At 63.8% G+C, this 17,096-nt stretch carries 14 protein-coding genes and 1 other annotated feature; of the genes, 8 read left to right on the top strand and 6 right to left on the bottom strand.

Going from position 1 to position 17,096, the window contains the following annotated elements; all coding sequences use genetic code 11:
- Nucleotides 1-55: 55 nt before the first annotated feature.
- Nucleotides 56-877 (bottom strand): MurR/RpiR family transcriptional regulator, encoded by an 822-nt coding sequence (locus AC0CMF_RS21905; protein ID WP_058898824.1) that lies wholly within the window; start codon nt 875-877, stop codon nt 56-58.
- Nucleotides 878-975: 98 nt separating this feature from the next.
- Between AC0CMF_RS21905 and AC0CMF_RS21900 the strand changes: the two genes are divergently transcribed.
- Nucleotides 976-2,091: a Gfo/Idh/MocA family protein gene (locus AC0CMF_RS21900; RefSeq protein ID WP_374630377.1), complete on the top strand. Its 1,116-nt coding sequence runs from the start codon at nt 976-978 to the stop codon at nt 2,089-2,091.
- Nucleotides 2,092-2,357: 266 nt separating this feature from the next.
- Here AC0CMF_RS21900 and AC0CMF_RS21895 read toward each other — a convergent pair whose 3' ends face one another.
- Nucleotides 2,358-3,530, bottom strand: coding sequence for a Gfo/Idh/MocA family protein (locus tag AC0CMF_RS21895; protein ID WP_374630379.1), 1,173 nt, complete (start codon nt 3,528-3,530; stop codon nt 2,358-2,360).
- A 14-nt stretch (nt 3,531-3,544) separates the two neighbouring features.
- Nucleotides 3,545-4,615, bottom strand: coding sequence for a sugar phosphate isomerase/epimerase family protein (locus tag AC0CMF_RS21890; protein ID WP_374630381.1), 1,071 nt, complete (start codon nt 4,613-4,615; stop codon nt 3,545-3,547).
- Between the two features lie 270 nt (nt 4,616-4,885).
- Here AC0CMF_RS21890 and AC0CMF_RS21885 point away from each other — a divergent pair, with 270 nt between their 5' ends.
- The 7 genes from AC0CMF_RS21885 (at nt 4,886) to AC0CMF_RS21855 (ending at nt 12,407) form a co-directional block, all read left to right on the top strand.
- Entirely contained in the window at nt 4,886-5,905 is a 1,020-nt protein-coding gene (locus AC0CMF_RS21885) for a LacI family DNA-binding transcriptional regulator (protein ID WP_374630383.1), read from the top strand.
- A 288-nt stretch (nt 5,906-6,193) separates the two neighbouring features.
- Nucleotides 6,194-7,426, top strand: coding sequence for an ABC transporter substrate-binding protein (locus tag AC0CMF_RS21880; RefSeq protein WP_374630385.1), 1,233 nt, complete (start codon nt 6,194-6,196; stop codon nt 7,424-7,426).
- Between the two features lie 110 nt (nt 7,427-7,536).
- Nucleotides 7,537-8,460, top strand: a complete 924-nt coding sequence (locus tag AC0CMF_RS21875) for a carbohydrate ABC transporter permease (RefSeq protein ID WP_094463774.1) — start codon at nt 7,537-7,539, stop codon at nt 8,458-8,460.
- Entirely contained in the window at nt 8,457-9,344 is an 888-nt protein-coding gene (locus AC0CMF_RS21870; protein ID WP_050475224.1) for a carbohydrate ABC transporter permease, read from the top strand. Before AC0CMF_RS21875 ends, AC0CMF_RS21870 begins: the two co-directional genes overlap by 4 nt.
- 4 nt (nt 9,345-9,348) lie before the next feature.
- Nucleotides 9,349-10,428 carry an ABC transporter ATP-binding protein gene (locus AC0CMF_RS21865; protein ID WP_374630387.1) on the top strand — a complete coding sequence of 360 codons (1,080 nt, stop codon included), beginning with the start codon at nt 9,349-9,351 and terminating at the stop codon, nt 10,426-10,428.
- 39 nt (nt 10,429-10,467) lie between these two features.
- Entirely contained in the window at nt 10,468-11,259 is a 792-nt protein-coding gene (locus AC0CMF_RS21860) for a sugar phosphate isomerase/epimerase family protein (RefSeq protein ID WP_374630388.1), read from the top strand.
- 14 nt (nt 11,260-11,273) lie between these two features.
- The gene (locus AC0CMF_RS21855; protein WP_094463771.1) at nt 11,274-12,407 is read left to right on the top strand and encodes a Gfo/Idh/MocA family protein; all 1,134 of its coding nucleotides are present in this window, start codon (nt 11,274-11,276) and stop codon (nt 12,405-12,407) included.
- A gap of 55 nt (nt 12,408-12,462) precedes the next feature.
- Here the strand turns inward: AC0CMF_RS21855 and AC0CMF_RS21850 are convergent, their stop codons facing one another.
- From AC0CMF_RS21850 to glpK, 3 genes are all read right to left on the bottom strand, one after another.
- Nucleotides 12,463-13,317: a universal stress protein gene (locus tag AC0CMF_RS21850; RefSeq protein WP_123195770.1), complete on the bottom strand. Its 855-nt coding sequence runs from the start codon at nt 13,315-13,317 to the stop codon at nt 12,463-12,465.
- A 14-nt stretch (nt 13,318-13,331) separates the two neighbouring features.
- On the bottom strand, nt 13,332-14,816 hold the full coding sequence (locus tag AC0CMF_RS21845) for a SulP family inorganic anion transporter (RefSeq protein WP_122521956.1): 1,485 nt from the start codon (nt 14,814-14,816) through the stop codon (nt 13,332-13,334).
- 78 nt (nt 14,817-14,894) lie between these two features.
- Nucleotides 14,895-14,950 (bottom strand) — a sequence feature (sul1 is cis-regulatory element that is thought to sense ions involved in sulfur or methionine metabolism; They are found in Alphaproteobacteria).
- Between the two features lie 491 nt (nt 14,951-15,441).
- Nucleotides 15,442-16,974: a glycerol kinase GlpK gene (gene glpK / locus AC0CMF_RS21840; protein WP_374630391.1), complete on the bottom strand. Its 1,533-nt coding sequence runs from the start codon at nt 16,972-16,974 to the stop codon at nt 15,442-15,444.
- Between the last annotated feature and the right edge of the window lie 122 nt (nt 16,975-17,096).

The raw sequence follows: 17,096 nt of genomic DNA, 5'->3' as shown, positions 1-17,096 counted from the left end.
CGGGCTTCGGGTATGGAATATTCATTCCATTTTTAGGTTTGATGCAACAGTTTTTTTATGGTGCGGCTTTTCGTCCGGCACCGACGGCCACCGCCAGCGTGATGGCAAGCGAGAGCGTCGCCGACAGCGCACGGAAGGCACCGAAGTCAACTTCCGCCACACTCAGCACCGTGGCATCCAGTTTCTGCAGCGGGCTCATCACCGTGTCGGTGATGGCGATGACCGGCACATCCTGGCTGCGGGCAAACTCCGCCAGTTCCACCGTTTCCCCGCTGTAGGGCGAGAAGGTGATGGCCACCAGCGCATCGCCCGGGCGGATGGCATGGCGGTGATCCAGCTTGCCCACACCATCATGCAGAAACGCCGGAACATCCATTTTTTCAAAGGCATAGGCGAGATAGGACGCCACCGGGAAGGCACGGCGCAGGCCCACGAGATGCACCATTCCGGCTTCGGAAAGGATCTTCACCGCCCGGTCCAGATTGCGGCTGTCGACGCTGCTGGCGAGATTTTCCAGCGACATCCGGCCCGCATCGATGAACTCCGCCAGCAGGGCGGATGGGCTGCCAGCGCCGCTTTCCCGCAGGTTTCTGAGCCGTGTCGCGTAGTCCGGCCAGCCCTGCGCATAAGCATCGCGGAACAGGCGCTGCATCTCCGAATAGCCGGAAAAGCCCAGGATCTTGCAGAATCGCATCAGCGCCGAGGGCTGCACTCCGGCCGCCAGCGCCATCTCGGCCACCGTCGAAACCGCGATCCGGTCCGTGTTCGCCGCCAGATATTCCGCGCATTGGCGCAGGCGTTTCGGCAGGGTTTCCGCCGCTTCCAGCAGACGGGCATGGAAGGCTTCGATGTTGCGCGGGGCGGAGAGGTGCGACATTGCGGTTTGCCAGTTCGTTGATCCTGCTTGACAAAACAGGATAGCCGCAGGATGACAATAATGGAATAAAAATTCTATTTGGTTTCGGGAGGAAATCAATGACCCTGGGGATTGGCCTGATCGGAACAGGCTTCATGGGCAAGGCGCATGCGCTCGCCTGGCGCAATGCCCGCGCCGTCATGGGCGACGTGCAGGACGTGCGGCTGGAACTGCTCTGCGACACGCCGGAAGACAAGGCCGCCGCCTTTGCCAGCCAGTTCGGCTTCGCCCGCTCCACCGGAGACTGGCAGGCGCTGGTCACTGACCCCAAGGTGGATGTGGTGTCGATCACCACGCCAAACCGCTTTCACAAGGAGATGGCCATCGCCGCTCTGAAGGCGGGCAAGCACGTGTGGTGCGAGAAGCCGATGGGCCTGAGGCTGACCGAAGCCGAAGAGATGGCCGCCGCAGCTGCCCGCTCCGGCAAGCTGACCATGACCGGCTACAACTACACCCGCAATCCCGCCTACCGCCATGCGCAGAAGCTGGTGCAGGAGGGGCGGATTGGCCGCATCGTGCATGTGCGCGGCGCGGTGGACGAGGATTATCAGGCCGACCCGGATCTGCCCTGGACCTGGCGGGCAAAGCTTGGCGAGGCCGGCCTTGGCGCGCTGGGGGATATCGGCTGCCATCTGATCAGCCTGCTCTGCGGCATCTGCGGCCCCGTCGAAAGCCTCATCGCCGACATGCAGACCGTGCATGAAACCCGCCCCCTGCCCGATGGCACCGGCCGGGGCAAGGTGGAAAACGAGGATACGGCCACCGCCATCCTGCGCTTTGCCAATGGCGCACAGGGCTCCTTCGCCGCGTCGCGCTCCGCCTGGGGCCGCAAAAACCGCCTCGGCTTCGAGATCCACGGCACCAAGGGCATGATCATCTATGATCAGGAGCGGATGAACGAGCTGCAGCTCTTCGTCAACGAGGGCCCGAAGGCCGAACAGGGCTTCCGCACCATCCTAACCGGGCCGGATCACGATGGTTACGGCGCCTTCTGCCCAGCCCCCGGCCACCAGATCGGCTTCAACGACCTGAAGATCATCGAGGCCGCCGATTTCCTGCGCGCCATCGAAACGGGCGTAAAACCATGGCCGGATTTCGCAGCCGCACTGGAATTCGAAAAGGTCATCCACGCCATCGCCGAAGCTGCCCGCAGCGGCACGCGGGTGCGTGTGTGAGATCAGCAAAAAGGCCGGAGCAGCACTTGCTCCGGCCTTGCTTGAATGCGCTCTTCCCGCCCCTCTCCATCGTCATCCCGGCCGAGCAGCGTGAGAGCCGGGACCGGTGAGCCGGGGTATAAGTTAGTTGCCTTTAGAGCCATAGCCGGGAGACCCGGGCTCACCGGTCCCGGCTCGCGCTGCGCTTGGCCGGGATGACGATGGAGAGGTTTTTCCTTCAGCGTGGACCGGAACAGCAGATGTTCCGGCCCCTATTTTTCAACAGCTTACAGCTCCGTCCACACCCCGCCCGCAGATGACGAGCGGATGCAGGCGTCGATGAAGCGCAGGCCGGCAAGGCCGTCGCTGAGGCCCGGCAGATGCTCCGGCAAGGCCACCGGCCCGCCGTCGCGTGCCGTACGGATCGCAACCGCCGCCTCGCGGTAGAGCGTGGCAAAGGCCTCCAGATAGCCTTCCGGATGGCCCGAGGGCACCCGCGTTACGGCAGCGGCCGCCGGACCCGTGCCTGCCCCGCCGCGTGTCAGGCGGCGGCGCGGCTCGCCGAAGGGGGTGAACCACAGATGGTTCGGGTTTTCCTGCTCCCATTCCAGCCCGCCCTTGTCGCCATAAACGCGCAGGCGCAGACCATTTTCGTTGCCGGGCGCCACCTGGCTGGCCCAGAGCATGCCGCGCGCGCCGCCGGCAAACCGCAGCAGCACGTTGACATTGTCATCCACCCGGCGGCCCGGAACGAAGGTGCTGAGATCGGCCAGAACTTGCGAAGGGGCAAGCTGCGTCACGAAGGTGGCCAGCTGGAAGGCATGGGTGCCGATGTCGCCGATGCAGCCGCCCGCGCCCGAGCGGGCCGGATCCGTGCGCCAGGCGGCCTGTTTCTGGCCGCTTTCCTCCACCGGCTCGGTCAGCCAGTCCTGCGGATATTCCACCTGCACCAGGCGCAAGGTGCCGAGCTCGCCACTGGCGATCATTTCCCGCGCCTGCCGCACCATGGGATAGGCGGAATAGTTGTGCGTGAGCACGAACAGCCGCCCGCTGGCCTCACCCAGCTTCACCAGCTCCTCCGCATCCTCCAGCGTCGAGGTCAGCGGCTTGTCGCAGATCACGTGGATGCCAGCCTTCAGAAAGGCGCGGGCCACAGGGAAATGCAGATGATTGGGCGTAACGATGGACACCGCCTCGATGCCGTCCGGCCTTGCCGCTTCCGCAGTGGCCATTGCTTCAAAGCTGTCATAACAGCGGGCCGGATCGACGCCCAGCTCAAGGCCGGACTGGCGTGCCCGCTCCGGATCCGACGAGAAGGCGCCGGCCACGAGGTCAAAGTCACCATCCAGCCTCGCGGCCATGCGGTGGACGGCGCCGATGAAGCCGCCCTGCCCGCCGCCAACCATGCCAAGGCGCACGCGGGTGCCTTGCCCCGCCCCGCCCCTTGCTTCAATTGCCATGTTCCAGTCCTCCCTCAGCCGGCCGCAGCCGGGGCAAGGCCCAGCATCCGCCGGTTGGCAGCATCATCTGCACCGCTGGCGGCAAAGTCGTCAAAGGCCTTTTCCGTCACCCGGATGATGTGGTCCGCGATGAAGGGCGCCCCTTCGGCCGCGCCGTCTTCCGGGTGCTTGATGCAGCATTCCCATTCCAGCACGGCCCAGCCGTCATAGCCATGGGCCGTGAGGCGGGAGAAGACACCGGCGAAATCCACCTGCCCGTCGCCCAGCGAGCGGAAACGCCCGGCGCGGTTGATCCACGGCTGATAGCCGGAATAGACGCCCTGCCGCCCATCCGGATTGAACTCGGCATCCTTCACATGGAAGGCGCGGATACGCTCGTGATAGATGTCGATGAAAGCCAGATAGTCGAGCTGCATCAGCACGAAATGCGACGGATCATAGTTGATGCAGCAGCGCGGATGGCCGCCGACTCGCTCCAGGAACATCTCGAAGCTGGCACCGTCAAAGATATCCTCGCCGGGATGAATTTCGTAGCACAGATCGACGCCCGCCTCGTCATAGGCATCAAGGATGGGCCGCCAGCGCCGGGCCAGTTCGTCAAAGGCCGCCTCGATCAGTCCCGCAGGCCGCTGCGGCCAAGGGTAGACATAGGGCCAGGCCAGCGCACCGGGAAAGCTGACACTGGCATTGAGGCCGAAATGGCGCGAGGCCTTGGCCGCCTTCAGCATCTGATCCACCGCCCAGGCCTGCCGCGCGGCCGGATTGCCATGCACCGCCGCCGGGGCAAAGCCATCGAATGGCACGTCATAGGCCGGATGAACGGCCACAAGCTGGCCCTGAAGATGCGTTGCAAGCTCGGTGATCTCGACGCCCGCCTCCCGGCAGATGCCGGCCACGTCCTCGCAATAGCCAACAGAGTCTGCGGCCTTGTCCAGATCGAACAGGCGGCTGTCCCAGGTCGGAATCTGAACCCCGCGATAGCCGAGGTCCGCCGCCCAGGTCACCATGGACTTGAGCGAGTTGAACGGCGCCGTATCCCCGGCGAACTGGGCCAGAAACAGACCCGGACCCTTCATCGTTTTCATGCGCACCTCCCGAGCGATGACAAAATCCCCCCTGTTCCGGCGCCTCACCCATTTGAGGAAGGACGCCGGGCTGGCATGCTGGAACATGTTTCTGCATTTCATCCGGCAGGGGTAACGCGGATGCAAGCCGTGGATTATCATGCTCCAGACGGCCTACATGGCTTATGTAAACCTTTTTACTGTCGCTGTAAACATTTACAGACGCAGTTTGGCAAGGCATAGGTCAGAGGTTGCATATAGCCTTGCATCAAGGCAGAGACAGGGAACAGCATGCAGAGCAAGACCGCCACGATCGAGGACGTTGCGCGCCTCGCCGGTGTTTCCATCGCCACCGTCAGCCGCGCATTGCACCATCCGGCGAAGGTGGCGGAGGCCACGCGCAAGAAAGTGCTGGCGGCCATCGACAGCACCGGCTTCACCGCCAACGCCATGGCGCAGAGCCTGCGGCTGAAAAGCACGCGCATGATTCTCGTCATCGTACCCGATATCGGCAACACCTTCTTCGCCAGCATACTGCGCGGGCTGGAGGCCGTGGCCCAGCAGCGCGGCTATGGTCTGCTCATCGGCAACAGCGAGAATGATCCGGCCATCGAGGAAACCTATGTTTCCTATCTGCGCTCGGGCAAGGTGGACGGGCTTGTGCTTCTTTCGGGCCGCCTGCCCTGGCCTGCGGGCAGCATTCCACCCAATCCGCCGCCGATGATTTCGGTCTGCGAGGAAATCGAAATGCCCGGCTTGCCCTTCATCGGCATCGACAATCAGGCCGCGGCACGGCTCGCCACGGAACATCTGATCGCCGCCGGCCACCGCCGCATCGCCTATGTGGCAGGCCCGGCGCGCAACATCCTGACGCGCCAGCGGCAGGACGGCTATGCTGCTGCGCTCGCAGCAGCGGGCATTCCGCTCGACCCGGGCCTGCTGCTGCCCGGCGACTTTTCCATCGAAAGCGGTGTCAGGGCCGCAGCCAGCATGGATGGCATGGAGGAGCCCCCGACAGCCTTCTTCTGCGCCAATGATGAAATGGCCATCGGCGTGATCATGGAGCTGACCCGGCGTGGCCTGAAAGTGCCGGAAGATGTGGCCGTGATGGGCTTTGACGACATCCAGTTCTCCAGCTGCACCACTCCGCCATTGACCACCGTGCGCCAGCCCCGCCGCGAAATCGGCGAGGAAGCCATGGATGTGCTGCTGGACCTGATCGAAACCGGCACCCCGCCCAGCCTGCACCGGCTCCTGCCGGTTGAACTTGTCGTACGCGGCAGCACGGGGATGCCCGCCAGCGCAAGGTGAGCGCGCAAGCAGGCAGCAGGCCCTGAGTCGCCCCGGCCAAGCGCAGCGCGAGCCGGGGTGACGCTGAGTGTTTGGTGCAGCTGTGCTTCTGCTTCTACATCGGGAGCACTGCAGCTGTCCGCCATCTTGCTGCAGCCTGCCCCGAACCGCCCCTCCCCGGCGCCCTCCCGGTTGTCCTTCCGAATATTTACCCTTTTCAAGCGGCGCATGCCTGTGCTATGAAAATGATGTAAACGATTACAGAGAACCCAAAGAGGCCATGAAATCGTTTCAATGGGAGGAGACCATATGAAAAAGTTTCGTCATGCCCTGCTGGCCACGGCGATGTGCCTGGTTATGCCCGCGGCCGTTCAGGCCGCCGAGATGAAGGCGGAAGTGCTGCATTGGTGGACATCGGGGGGAGAGTCCGAATCCATCAAGGTTTTTGCAGATTCTTTCAAGGCCAAGGGCGGTGAGTGGATTGATTCCGCCATTGCCGGCGGCCCCAATGCCCGCACCGCCGGCATCAACCGCATTGTCGGCGGCAATCCTCCGACGGTGATGCAGTTCAACACCGGCCTTCAGTTCGACGAGCTGGTGGCAACCGGCATGCTGAGCTCCCTTGATGAGGTGGCTGAAGCCAACAAGTGGCGGGATGTGCTGCCGCCGGACATCGTCACCGCGACGACGCGCAATGGCAGTTTCTATGCTGTCCCGGTCAATATCCATGGCCAGAACTGGCTCTGGTACAATCCGGAAGCTCTCGCCAAGGCCGGCGTCGAACCGCCGAAGACCTTTGCCGACGTGATCGCTGCCGGCGGCAAGCTGCGCGAGGCGGGAATCGTGCCCTTCGGCCATGGCGGCCAGAACTGGCAGGACCATCTGCTGTTCGATGCCGTCCTGGTGGCGGAAGCGGGCAAGGACGTGTTCCACAAGGTCTATGCTGACCGCGATACGGAGGCCGCCAAAAGCGAAGGCTTCCGCAAGGCAGCTGAAACCTTCGCCGCCCTGCGCGCATTGACCGACGAGGGCAGCCCCGGCCGCAACTGGAACGACACCACCAGCATGGTGATCACCGGCAGGGCCGCCATGCAGCTCATGGGCGACTGGGCCAAGGGCGAGTTCACGGCCGCTGGGCTTACAGCGGGCAAGAACTTCGGCTGCACCGTCATGCCCGGCGGCTATGTCATGGGCGGTGATGTCTTCGTCTTCCCCAAGGTCAGTGACAAGGGCGCGCAGGAAGCACAGGCCGCCATGGCCACGCTGATGCTGGATCCCGAAACCCAGATCACCTTCAACACGAAAAAAGGCTCGGTTCCGGTGCGGCTGGATGTGGATGTGAGCGGCATGGACAGCTGCGCACAGACCGGCATGGCCGCCCTGAAGGACCCCGAGCAGCAGGTGCCCAGCATCAACTTCATCGCATCGCCTGACCTTGTCGGCGCGACCCGCGATGTGGTGACCCAGTTCTGGAGCACCCCGTCCATGACCCCGGATGACTTCATCGCCCGGTTCATTTCCGCGATGCAATCCGCCGGCTGAACCGGCACAGGCTCCCAAGGCTCCCAGCCAGGGCTCCGGCATGTCACCGTGACACTGCCGGAGCCCATCCTCCGGAGCCGTCAACCGGAGCCCATCAAGGGGTACTCGTCATGACCATAGCTCTACCGGCCGGCAGGCCGGAACGGGTGCGCACGCGCAGGCGGCGGAATCTGGCAGCCACGCTGGCCCTCGTTCCAACGGCACTCATCGTTCTGGTGGTCTTTGTGGGCTGCCTGCTCTGGACCATCCGCCTGTCCTTCACCAGTTCCAGGCTTCTGCCTGTGCTGGACTGGGTGGGTCTGCAGCAATATTCCCGCCTCTTCGCCAACGAACGCTTCCTGCTCTCGGTCGAAAACATCGCCGTCTTCGGCGTGCTCTTCATCGCCGGCTGCCTGATCCTCGGCTTTCTGCTGGCGGTTTTCATCGACCAGAATGTGCGTGGCGAGGCGGTGTTCCGCACCGTTTTCCTCTATCCCTATGCCATGTCCTTCGTGGTCACCGGCCTTGCCTGGCAGTGGTTCCTCAACCCCACGCTCGGCCTGCAGCAGATCGTCCGCGACCTCGGCTTTTCAAGCTTCCGCTTCGACTGGCTCGTCAATCCGCAGATGGTCATCTACACGCTGGTCATCGCGGGCCTGTGGCATGGCGCGGGCCTTGTCATGTGCATCATGCTGGCGGGCCTGCGCGGCATTGATGCCGACCTGTGGAAGGCCGCCCGCATCGACGGCATCCCCGTCTGGCGCACCTATCTGTCGGTGGTGCTGCCGCTGCTCGGGCCAATGATCATCACAGCCGTCGTCCTGCTCGCAACGGGCGTGGTCAAGCTCTACGACCTCGTTGTCGCCATGACGCTCGGCGGACCGGGCATTGCCTCCGAAGTGCCGGCCAAGTTCGTCATGGATCACTTCTTCGAGCGCAACAACATCGGCCTCGCCACCGCTGCCGCCACGGCCATGCTCATCGCCGTCGCCAGCGTTCTCGCCCCCTGGGTCTATGCCCGCTACATCCGCCCGCAACACGGGAGGCACGCATGAGCCAGACCGTCATCCCCTCGGGCCGCAAGCCGCAGCGCCTGACGCTCGCCCGCGCCGGTGTCTACGCCTTCCTGGTCATCAGCGCACTCTATTTCCTGCTGCCGCTGTGGATCATGCTCATGACCTCGCTGAAGGACATGGAGGAAATCCGGCTTGGCAGCATTCTCGCCTGGCCGAAGGCGCTGACCTTCGAGCCGTGGCTGCGTGCTTGGTCCTCGGCCTGCACCGGCCTTGACTGCTCCGGCATCAGCACGGGCTTCTGGAACTCGCTGAAGATCCTCGTGCCATCGGTGTTCTTCTCGGTCGCCCTGGGCGCCGTCACGGGCTACGCCCTGTCGTTCTGGCGGGTGCGGGGCGCGAACCTGATGTTCGGTATCCTGCTGATCGGCGCTTTCGTGCCCTATCAGGTGTTCCTCTATCCGCTGGTCCGCATCTTCGCCACCACCGGCATCTACAACTCGCTCCTGTGCATCGTGCTGGTTCACGTCATCTTCGGCCTGCCGCTGATGACCCTCCTGTTCCGCAACTATTATGCGGGCCTGCCCATCGAGTTGTTCAAGGCGGCACGTGTGGATGGCGGCGGCTTCTGGACGATCTTCCTGCGGGTGATCCTGCCCATGTCGACGCCGATCCTCATCGTCGCCACCATCCTGCAGGTTACCGGCATCTGGAACGACTTCCTCTTCGGCCTCACCTTCGCCGGGCGGGAGAACCTGCCGATGACGGTGCAGCTCAACAATATCGTCAATTCGACCCAGGGCGAGCGCGCCTACAACGTGGACATGGCCGCCACCATGCTCACGGCGCTGGTTCCGCTTGCGGTCTATTTCCTCTCGGGACGCTGGTTCGTGCGGGGCATCGCCGCCGGCGCGGTCAAGGGATAACGCCATGTCTGCTGTTTCAGTCCGTGACGTCAGTGTTGCATTCGGCCAGCACCGGGTGTTCGACGGCATGTCGCTCGATATCGAAGCCGGGGAATTCATCGTCCTGCTCGGCCCATCCGGCTGCGGCAAGTCAACCCTGCTCAACGCCATCGCCGGTCTTCTCGATATCAATGAAGGCCAGATCCACATCGGCGGGCGCAATGTCACCTGGGAAGAGCCGAAGGACCGGGGCATCGCCATGGTGTTCCAGTCCTACGCGCTCTACCCGCGCATGAGCGTGCGGGAAAACATGTCCTTCGGCCTGCGCATGGCCAAGACACCCAAGCCCAGCATCGACGCCAAGGTGAGCCGTGCGGCGGACATGCTGCAGATCAGCCACCTTCTGGACCGGCGCCCCGACCAGCTCTCCGGCGGCCAGCGCCAGCGCGTCGCCATTGGCCGGGCGCTGGTGCGGGACGCAGATGTGTTCCTCTTCGACGAGCCCCTGTCCAACCTCGATGCACAGCTGCGCAATGAACTGCGTGTCGAGATCAAGCGCCTGCACCAGCAGATGCAGAACACGACCATGATCTACGTCACCCACGACCAGATCGAGGCGCTGACGCTGGCCGACCGCATTGCCGTGATGAAGGACCAGAAGATCCAGCAGCTCGGCACCCCGGCAGAGATCTATCACCATCCGGCCAATCTCTTCGTGGCCGGCTTCGTCGGCAGCCCGCGCATGAACTTCATCGAGGGCACGGTGCAGCCGGGTGACGGCGCGCCCGTTTTCACTGCACCGGGCATCCTCCAGCCGCTGAGCCAGTACCGCTTCCGCGAGCCGGTGCGTGCGCCCATGCCCGCAACGCTGGGCGTGCGGCCGGAGCATGTGCGCGTCAACACCCCCGATGCACAGCCGGGCTTCCGCGTCGATCTGCTGGAGACCCACGGCGCCGACAATCTGATGTGGTGCGCCAATGACAGCCTGTCGCTGCAGATCCGCCTGCCCGGCACCATCAGCTATCCGCTCGGCACCGCCGTCAGCCTCACCTTTGACGCGGACCAGCTTTCCCTCTTTGGCGGCGAGGATGGCGAACGCCTCTGACCCCGCCCCTTCTTCCCTCATCTCACTGGAGCATTCGACATGCAGGACATCATCTCCATCCAGCTTTACTCCCTGCGGGACTATGGAAACCTCGCCCGTCAGCTTGAGACGCTGGCCTCCATCGGCTTTAACCATGTGGAGACCATCGGCTCGCATCTGGCCAATGCCGCCGAAACCCGTTCCCTGCTCGACCAGCATGGGATGACCGCCCCCTCCGGTCACGTCGGGCTGGCCGACCTGCGCGAGCGGTTCGACTGGGTGGCGGATCAGGCAGCCGCCATCGGCATCTCCCAGCTCTACATGCCTGCCGTTCCCCCCGGCGAGCGCGAGGGCATGCCCGCCGACTACTGGCGCAAGCTCGGTGTGGAACTGGGCGAAATGGCGGTGCGCATGAAGAGCCATAACATCGGCCTTGGCTATCACAACCACCATTGGGAACTGTTCCCCTGCGCCGATGGCGCAATCCCCTTTGATCTTCTGATCGAGGCTTCGGCCGGTTCTCCGCTGACGATCGAGGCCGATCTTGCCTGGCTGGTGCGCGGCGGTGCGGATCCGCTCGCCTGGATGGCAAAGCACAAGAACCGGCTGTCGGCCATCCACGTGAAGGACATCGCGCCGCAGGGCGAGAATCTTGATGAAGACGGCTGGGCCAATGTGGGCGCAGGCACGCTGGACTGGCCGGCGCTGCACGAAGCCGCCCGCAGCCATGGCGTCCGCCTCATGGTGCTGGAGCATGACAAGCCCGCCGATGCAGCCGCCTTTGCCCGCCAGAGCTACGCCTATCTCACCGGCCTTTCCGGCGAAGCCGCCAAGACCTCCCGCAGCGCCTGAAGGAACTCCCCCAAATGAAGACCATGAAACTCGGCATCATCGGCTGCGGCAACATCTCCGATGCCTACCTGACCGGCGGCGCCAGATCGCAGATCGTCTCGGTGAAGGCGGTGACGGATCTCAATGCAGAGGCAGCCCGCGCCAAGGCGGAGGCCTATGGCGTTGAAGCCATGACCGTGGAGGCCATGCTCGCCGATCCGGACATCGAGATGATCATCAACCTGACGGTGCCGCAGGCCCATGCCGCCGTCAGCGGATCGATCCTTGCGGCCGGCAAACACGTCTATTCCGAAAAACCCTTTGCCGTCACCTATGCAGAGGCGAAGGAAATGGTTGCTTCCGCCGATGCCAAGGGGCTGAGGATTGGCTCTGCACCGGACACGTTCCTCGGCGCCGCCCATCAGCGCGCCCGCGAGCTGATCGACGAAGGCAGGATCGGCAAGGTGGTGGGCGGTGCCGTCACCTTCGCCACCCCCGGCATGGAAATGTGGCATCCCAACCCGTTCTTTTTCTTCCAGAGGGGCGGCGGGCCGGTGCTGGATATCGGCTGCTATCCGATCACCCAGCTGGTCAATTGCCTGGGGCCGGTGGAAAGCGTCGTGGCTCATGCCTCGCGCGGACGGGAGACGCGCGTCATCACCAGCGAGCCGCACAACGGCAAGGAACTGACGGTGGAGGTGCCGACCACGGTCAATGGCGTGCTCGCCTTCGCCAATGGCGCCAATGTCGCCTTCACCGCCTCCTGGGACGTGTGGAAGCACGGGCGCAAGCCGATCGAATTCTACGGCACGGAAGGCAGCATCCTCAACCCGGATCCGAACTTCTTCGGCGGCGAGGTTCTGCTGTCGGCGCTCAACGGCGAGTGGGAAGCGCAGGACATCTCGCACCTGCCCTTCGGCGCCCCCAACCGCCCCTTGCGCGACGGGCGCGAGGTGGCCGACTACCGCATGGCGGGTGTCTTCGATATGGCGGCAGCCATCCGCACCGGCCGGCCGCACCGGGCAAATGGCGCGCTGGCGCTGCATGTGCTGGAGATCATGGAGAGCCTCGAACGCGCCTCTGACGAAGGCCGCCGCATCACGCTGGAAACCACCTGCGAACGGCCGCAAGCCGTGCCGCATGGAACCGGCGAGGCCGTCTTCCTCTGATCCTGAAAGCAGACATGAGGGGCAGCTAGCACGGCTGCCCCTGCCCCATCCGGCATTAGCGGAACAGCAGCACCGGCACCTTGCAGGAACGCAGCATCTGCGTCGTGGTGGAGCCGATGATGAGGCTGCGCAGGCGCGAGTGGCCATAAGCCCCCATCACCAGCAGACCGATGCCATTGTGCTCTACATTCGAGGAAATCACCGGCTCCGGATCGCCCGGCACAATGCCGGTGAGCACATCAAATCCTGCGGATTTCAGCTTGTCTTCGGCCGAACTCAGGCTCGCCTTCTGTGCGGTATTGGGCTCGCCGGCCATCAGCAGGTGGATATGCAGGCCGGAGAAAAGCGGGCTCCGGGCAATATAGTCCACCGCCTTCACCACACTGGGGCCGCCATCAAAGGCGACGAGCACCTTTTCCACCGGACGGAAGCTGCGGGCTGCGACCAGCAGCGGCCGGGACACGCTGCGGGCCAGACGCTCCAGATTGGAGCCCAGATGCAATGTCTCGAAATCCGCCGCCTCCCCACGCTTGCCGACAACGATCAGTTCGGCACCGGCTTCAATTCCGGTCACCGCTTCCACCACCTCGCCGTGGCGCAGGCGGCTGGAGACGGCGGCAACCCCGCGCTCACGCACCAGCGCTTCGGCATCATCCAGAATGGCGCGGCCATGCTCATGGGCCACCCGCGCCCGCTCCTCATCCAGGCGGGCCAGTTCGCTCAAGAGCGCGGTGCGCGCACCCAGCGCGATGGAGCCGCTGTAATCGGCACTGTGCACGGCCTTGCGCACCAGCACATGCACGAGATCCACAGGCAGGCCAAGGCGGGAGGCCGCCCAGACCGCATGTTCACAGACGCTGGGTGCATAGACCGAGGCGTCCAGGAGGGCGGTGATGGTTCTGGCTGTCATGGCTTTGTCCTCCATCAGTGGGCCGTCAGCTTGTCGAGCGCGCCCGGCTTGTCATGCAGTGCGAGCTTGTCGACGATGGTCTCACTGGCCTCGTTGAGGCCCGTGATGGTGACATCCGCCCCCTCCCTCCGGAATTTCAGCACCACCATGTCCAGCGCCGAGACACTGGAAATGTCCCAGATATGCGCGCGGCTGACGTCGATTGTGACCCGGTCCAGCGCTTCGCGAAAGTCGAAGGCTGAATAAAAATCCTCGACCGAGGCAAAGAACAGCTGCCCTTCCACCACATAGGTGCGGCTGCGGCCATCGGCGGAAAGCTCCGAGGTGACACGGAACAGCTGGGAGATCTTCCAGGCAAAGAAGATGCCCGACAGCAGCACGCCCACCAGCACGCCGATGGCAAGATTATGGGTTGCCACCACACAGATGACCGTTGCCAGCATGACGATGGAGGAAGAGCGCGGATGGCTGCGCAGATTGAGGATCGATGACCAGCTGAAGGTGCCCACCGACACCATGATCATGATCGCCACCAGCGCAGGCATGGGGATCTGCTTCACCCAATCCCCCAGCACTACGATGAGAAACAGCAGGATGACGCCTGCCGCGAAACAGGACAGGCGGCCGCGTCCGCCGGATTTAACATTGATCATCGACTGGCCGATCATGGCACAGCCCGCCATGCCGCCAATGAAGCCGGTGGCGAAATTCGCAAGCCCCTGCCCGATGCACTCCTGATTGCGGTCGGAGGGCGTATCGGTCAGCTCATCGACCAGCTGCTGGGTCATGAGGGATTCCAGCAGGCCCACGGCCGCAACAGCCGCCGAGTAAGGCAGCACGATCAGGAAGGTTTCCAGCGTCAGCGGCACATCCGGCAGGAGGAACACCGGCAGGGTTGAGGGCAGTTCGCCCATATCGCCGACCGTGCGCACATCAAGGCCGAACCAGATGGCAAGGCCTGTCAGCACGAAGATGCAGACGAGCGGCGATGGCACCGCACGGGTGATGTAGGGGAACAGATAAATGATCCCGAGACCGGCCGCCGTCATCACATAGGTCAGCGGCGTCACGCCGATCAGTTCCGGCAGCTGCGCCATGAAGATAAGGATCGCCAGCGCATTGACGAAGCCGGTCATCACCGAGCGCGAGACGAAGCGCATGACATGGCCCAGCCGCAGCAGCCCTGCCCCCACCTGCAGCACACCGGCGAGGATGGTCGCCGCCAGCAGATATTGCAGGCCATGCTCCTTCACCAGTGTGACCATCAGCACGGCCGTTGCCGCCGTCGCGGCGGAAATCATGCCCGGACGCCCGCCTGCAATGGCGGTGATGACGGCAATGGAGAAGGAGGCATAAAGGCCGATCTTGGGATCAACCCCGGCGATGATCGAAAAGGCAATGGCCTCGGGGATGAGGGCAAGAGCCACAAGCAGGCCCGAGACGAGATCGGCGCGGGTGTTGCCGAACCACTGGTTCCGGTATGCGGAGAGTGAGATCATGGGAAATCCGTTCAGATGATCGGGGCATCACTGGCGGAAAACCGGCCAGTTCAAACTGTATGGATGCGGGATCACGTGAATTGTCCGGCGGATCGGCGGCCGGAAGAGCCACCCGGAATTGCACCGGGTCCTGATGACTTATGGGATTTTACCTAACCCGGCAGACGCTGCGATGCAACATCACAAGCGCGCAAAAATGCTGCGCAAAGTGAGACAAGATCGGCCGGGCATCAGATTCTCTCCCACCTTCAGCTACTACATGCATACATCTTGTCTGCAGCCGTCCACGGCGTGGGGAAGGGCGGCATTTGGGTTGCTCCAGCACGGCCTTTCAGCCCCCCTCCCCCTGGTGGGGAGGGGCAAGGGGGTGGGGGGAAATGCCTTTCCGGAGGGCAAAGAACCCAATAATCCCGACGCTGTTATTTCTGATAGTCTGTATAGAAAACGTCTATCTTTCAGATATTTGCTGCTTCAGAGCCCCCCGCCCCTAACCCCTCCCCACCAGGGGGAGGGGGGCGAAAGCGTCCTGTCATAAACCAGATGTGTCACTGCGGGCTACCGCCTCAACCCATGTGAGAGGCTGAAGACCTTTGCCAGAGGCTAAACCATCTATCCCAGCCAGCCTTCAAAGGCTCATGGTCGCGGCGACGGCAGACTTCCAGGCGCCGTATTTGCGCTGGCGCTCGTCTTCGCCGATGGCCGGCTCGAAGCGCTTTTCGATGGCCCAGCTTTCCGCAAAGCCTTCCATGTCCGGATAGACGCCAGCTGCCATGCCCGCGAGCCAGGCAGCGCCCAGCGCCGTCGTCTCCAGAACCTGCGGCCGGTCGACAGGGGCGCCGAGGATGTCGGAGAGGAACTGCATGGCCCAGTCGCTGGCGCTCATACCGCCATCGACGCGCAGCACGGGCTTTCCGGCTGCATCCGTCCAGTCCACCTGCATGGCCTCCAGCAGGTCCCGGGTCTGGTAGCCGACGCTTTCCAGCGCCGCCTTGGCGAACTCGGCGGGGCCGGAGTTGCGCGTGAGGCCAAAGATCGCGCCGCGGCAATCCGGACGCCAGTAGGGCGCGCCGAGGCCAGTGAAGGCCGGCACCATGATCACGTGCTGGCCGGGATCGGCCTGCTCGGCCAACGGCTGGGTTTCCTTCGCCTCGCGGATGATCTTCAGCCCGTCGCGCAGCCACTGCACCACGGCACCGGCAATGAAGATGGAGCCTTCCAGCGCATAGGTGCGCTTGCCGCCGATCTGATAGGCAATGGTGGTGAGCAGCCGGCTCTGCGAGACGACCGGCTTGTCACCGGTGTTGAGCAGGGCAAAGCAGCCGGTGCCATAGGTGGACTTCAGCATGCCCGGCTTGAAGCAGGCCTGACCGACGGTCGCCGCCTGCTGGTCACCGGCCACACCCATGATCGGGATTTCGTGGCCGAAGAGGTCGGCGCGGGCATTGCCGTAATTGGCAGCGCAGTCCTTCACCTCCGGCAGCATCCCCATGGGAATATCGAGAAGCTCGCAGATTTCGGCGCTCCACTCGCCCTTGTGAATGTCGAACAGCAGGGTGCGGGCCGCGTTGGTGGCGTCCGTTGCATGAACGGCGCCTGCCGTCAGCTTCCAGATGAGGAAGCTGTCGACCGTGCCGAACAACAGCTCGCCCTTTTCGGCGCGGGCGCGGGCGCCCTCCACGTTGTCGAGGATCCACTTCAGCTTGGTGCCGGAGAAATAGGGATCGAGCAGCAGGCCGGTGCGGGCGCTGACCATGGCTTCATGGCCCTCGTCCTTCAGCTCACGGCACAGATCCGCCGTACGGCGGTCCTGCCAGACGATGGCATTATAGACCGGCTGGCCGGTGCTCCGGTCCCAGACCAGTGTCGTCTCACGCTGGTTGGTGATGCCGATGGCGGCAATGTCGCGGCCCGTACGCCCGGCGCGCTCAATCGCAGCGCGGCAGGAACCGGCCGTCGTCGACCACAGGTCCGCCGGATCATGCTCCACCCAGCCGGACTGGGGATAGATCTGCGGAAATTCCTCCTGCGCGCTCGCAACCACCTTCATGTGCTTGTCGAAGAGGATCGCGCGGCTCGAAGTCGTGCCCTGGTCAATGGCAAGAATATGGGTCAAGTCAGCCTCCTCGATTGCACCAGCCGCAGAAGCCCCCTCCGCCATGGCGTGTGAGACGGGAGCATCTTGTTGTTCGATGAAACCGGGCTCCGCGGCGGTTTCCGCCAGGATCCGGTCAGCCCAAAGGCGGGACCTTACGGCCCCGCCCCTGATTGTCGATAGCTAAT

Source organism: Pannonibacter sp. CBAS1226 (assembly GCF_055685825.1).
This window is presented reverse-complemented; position numbering and strand designations above follow the sequence as displayed.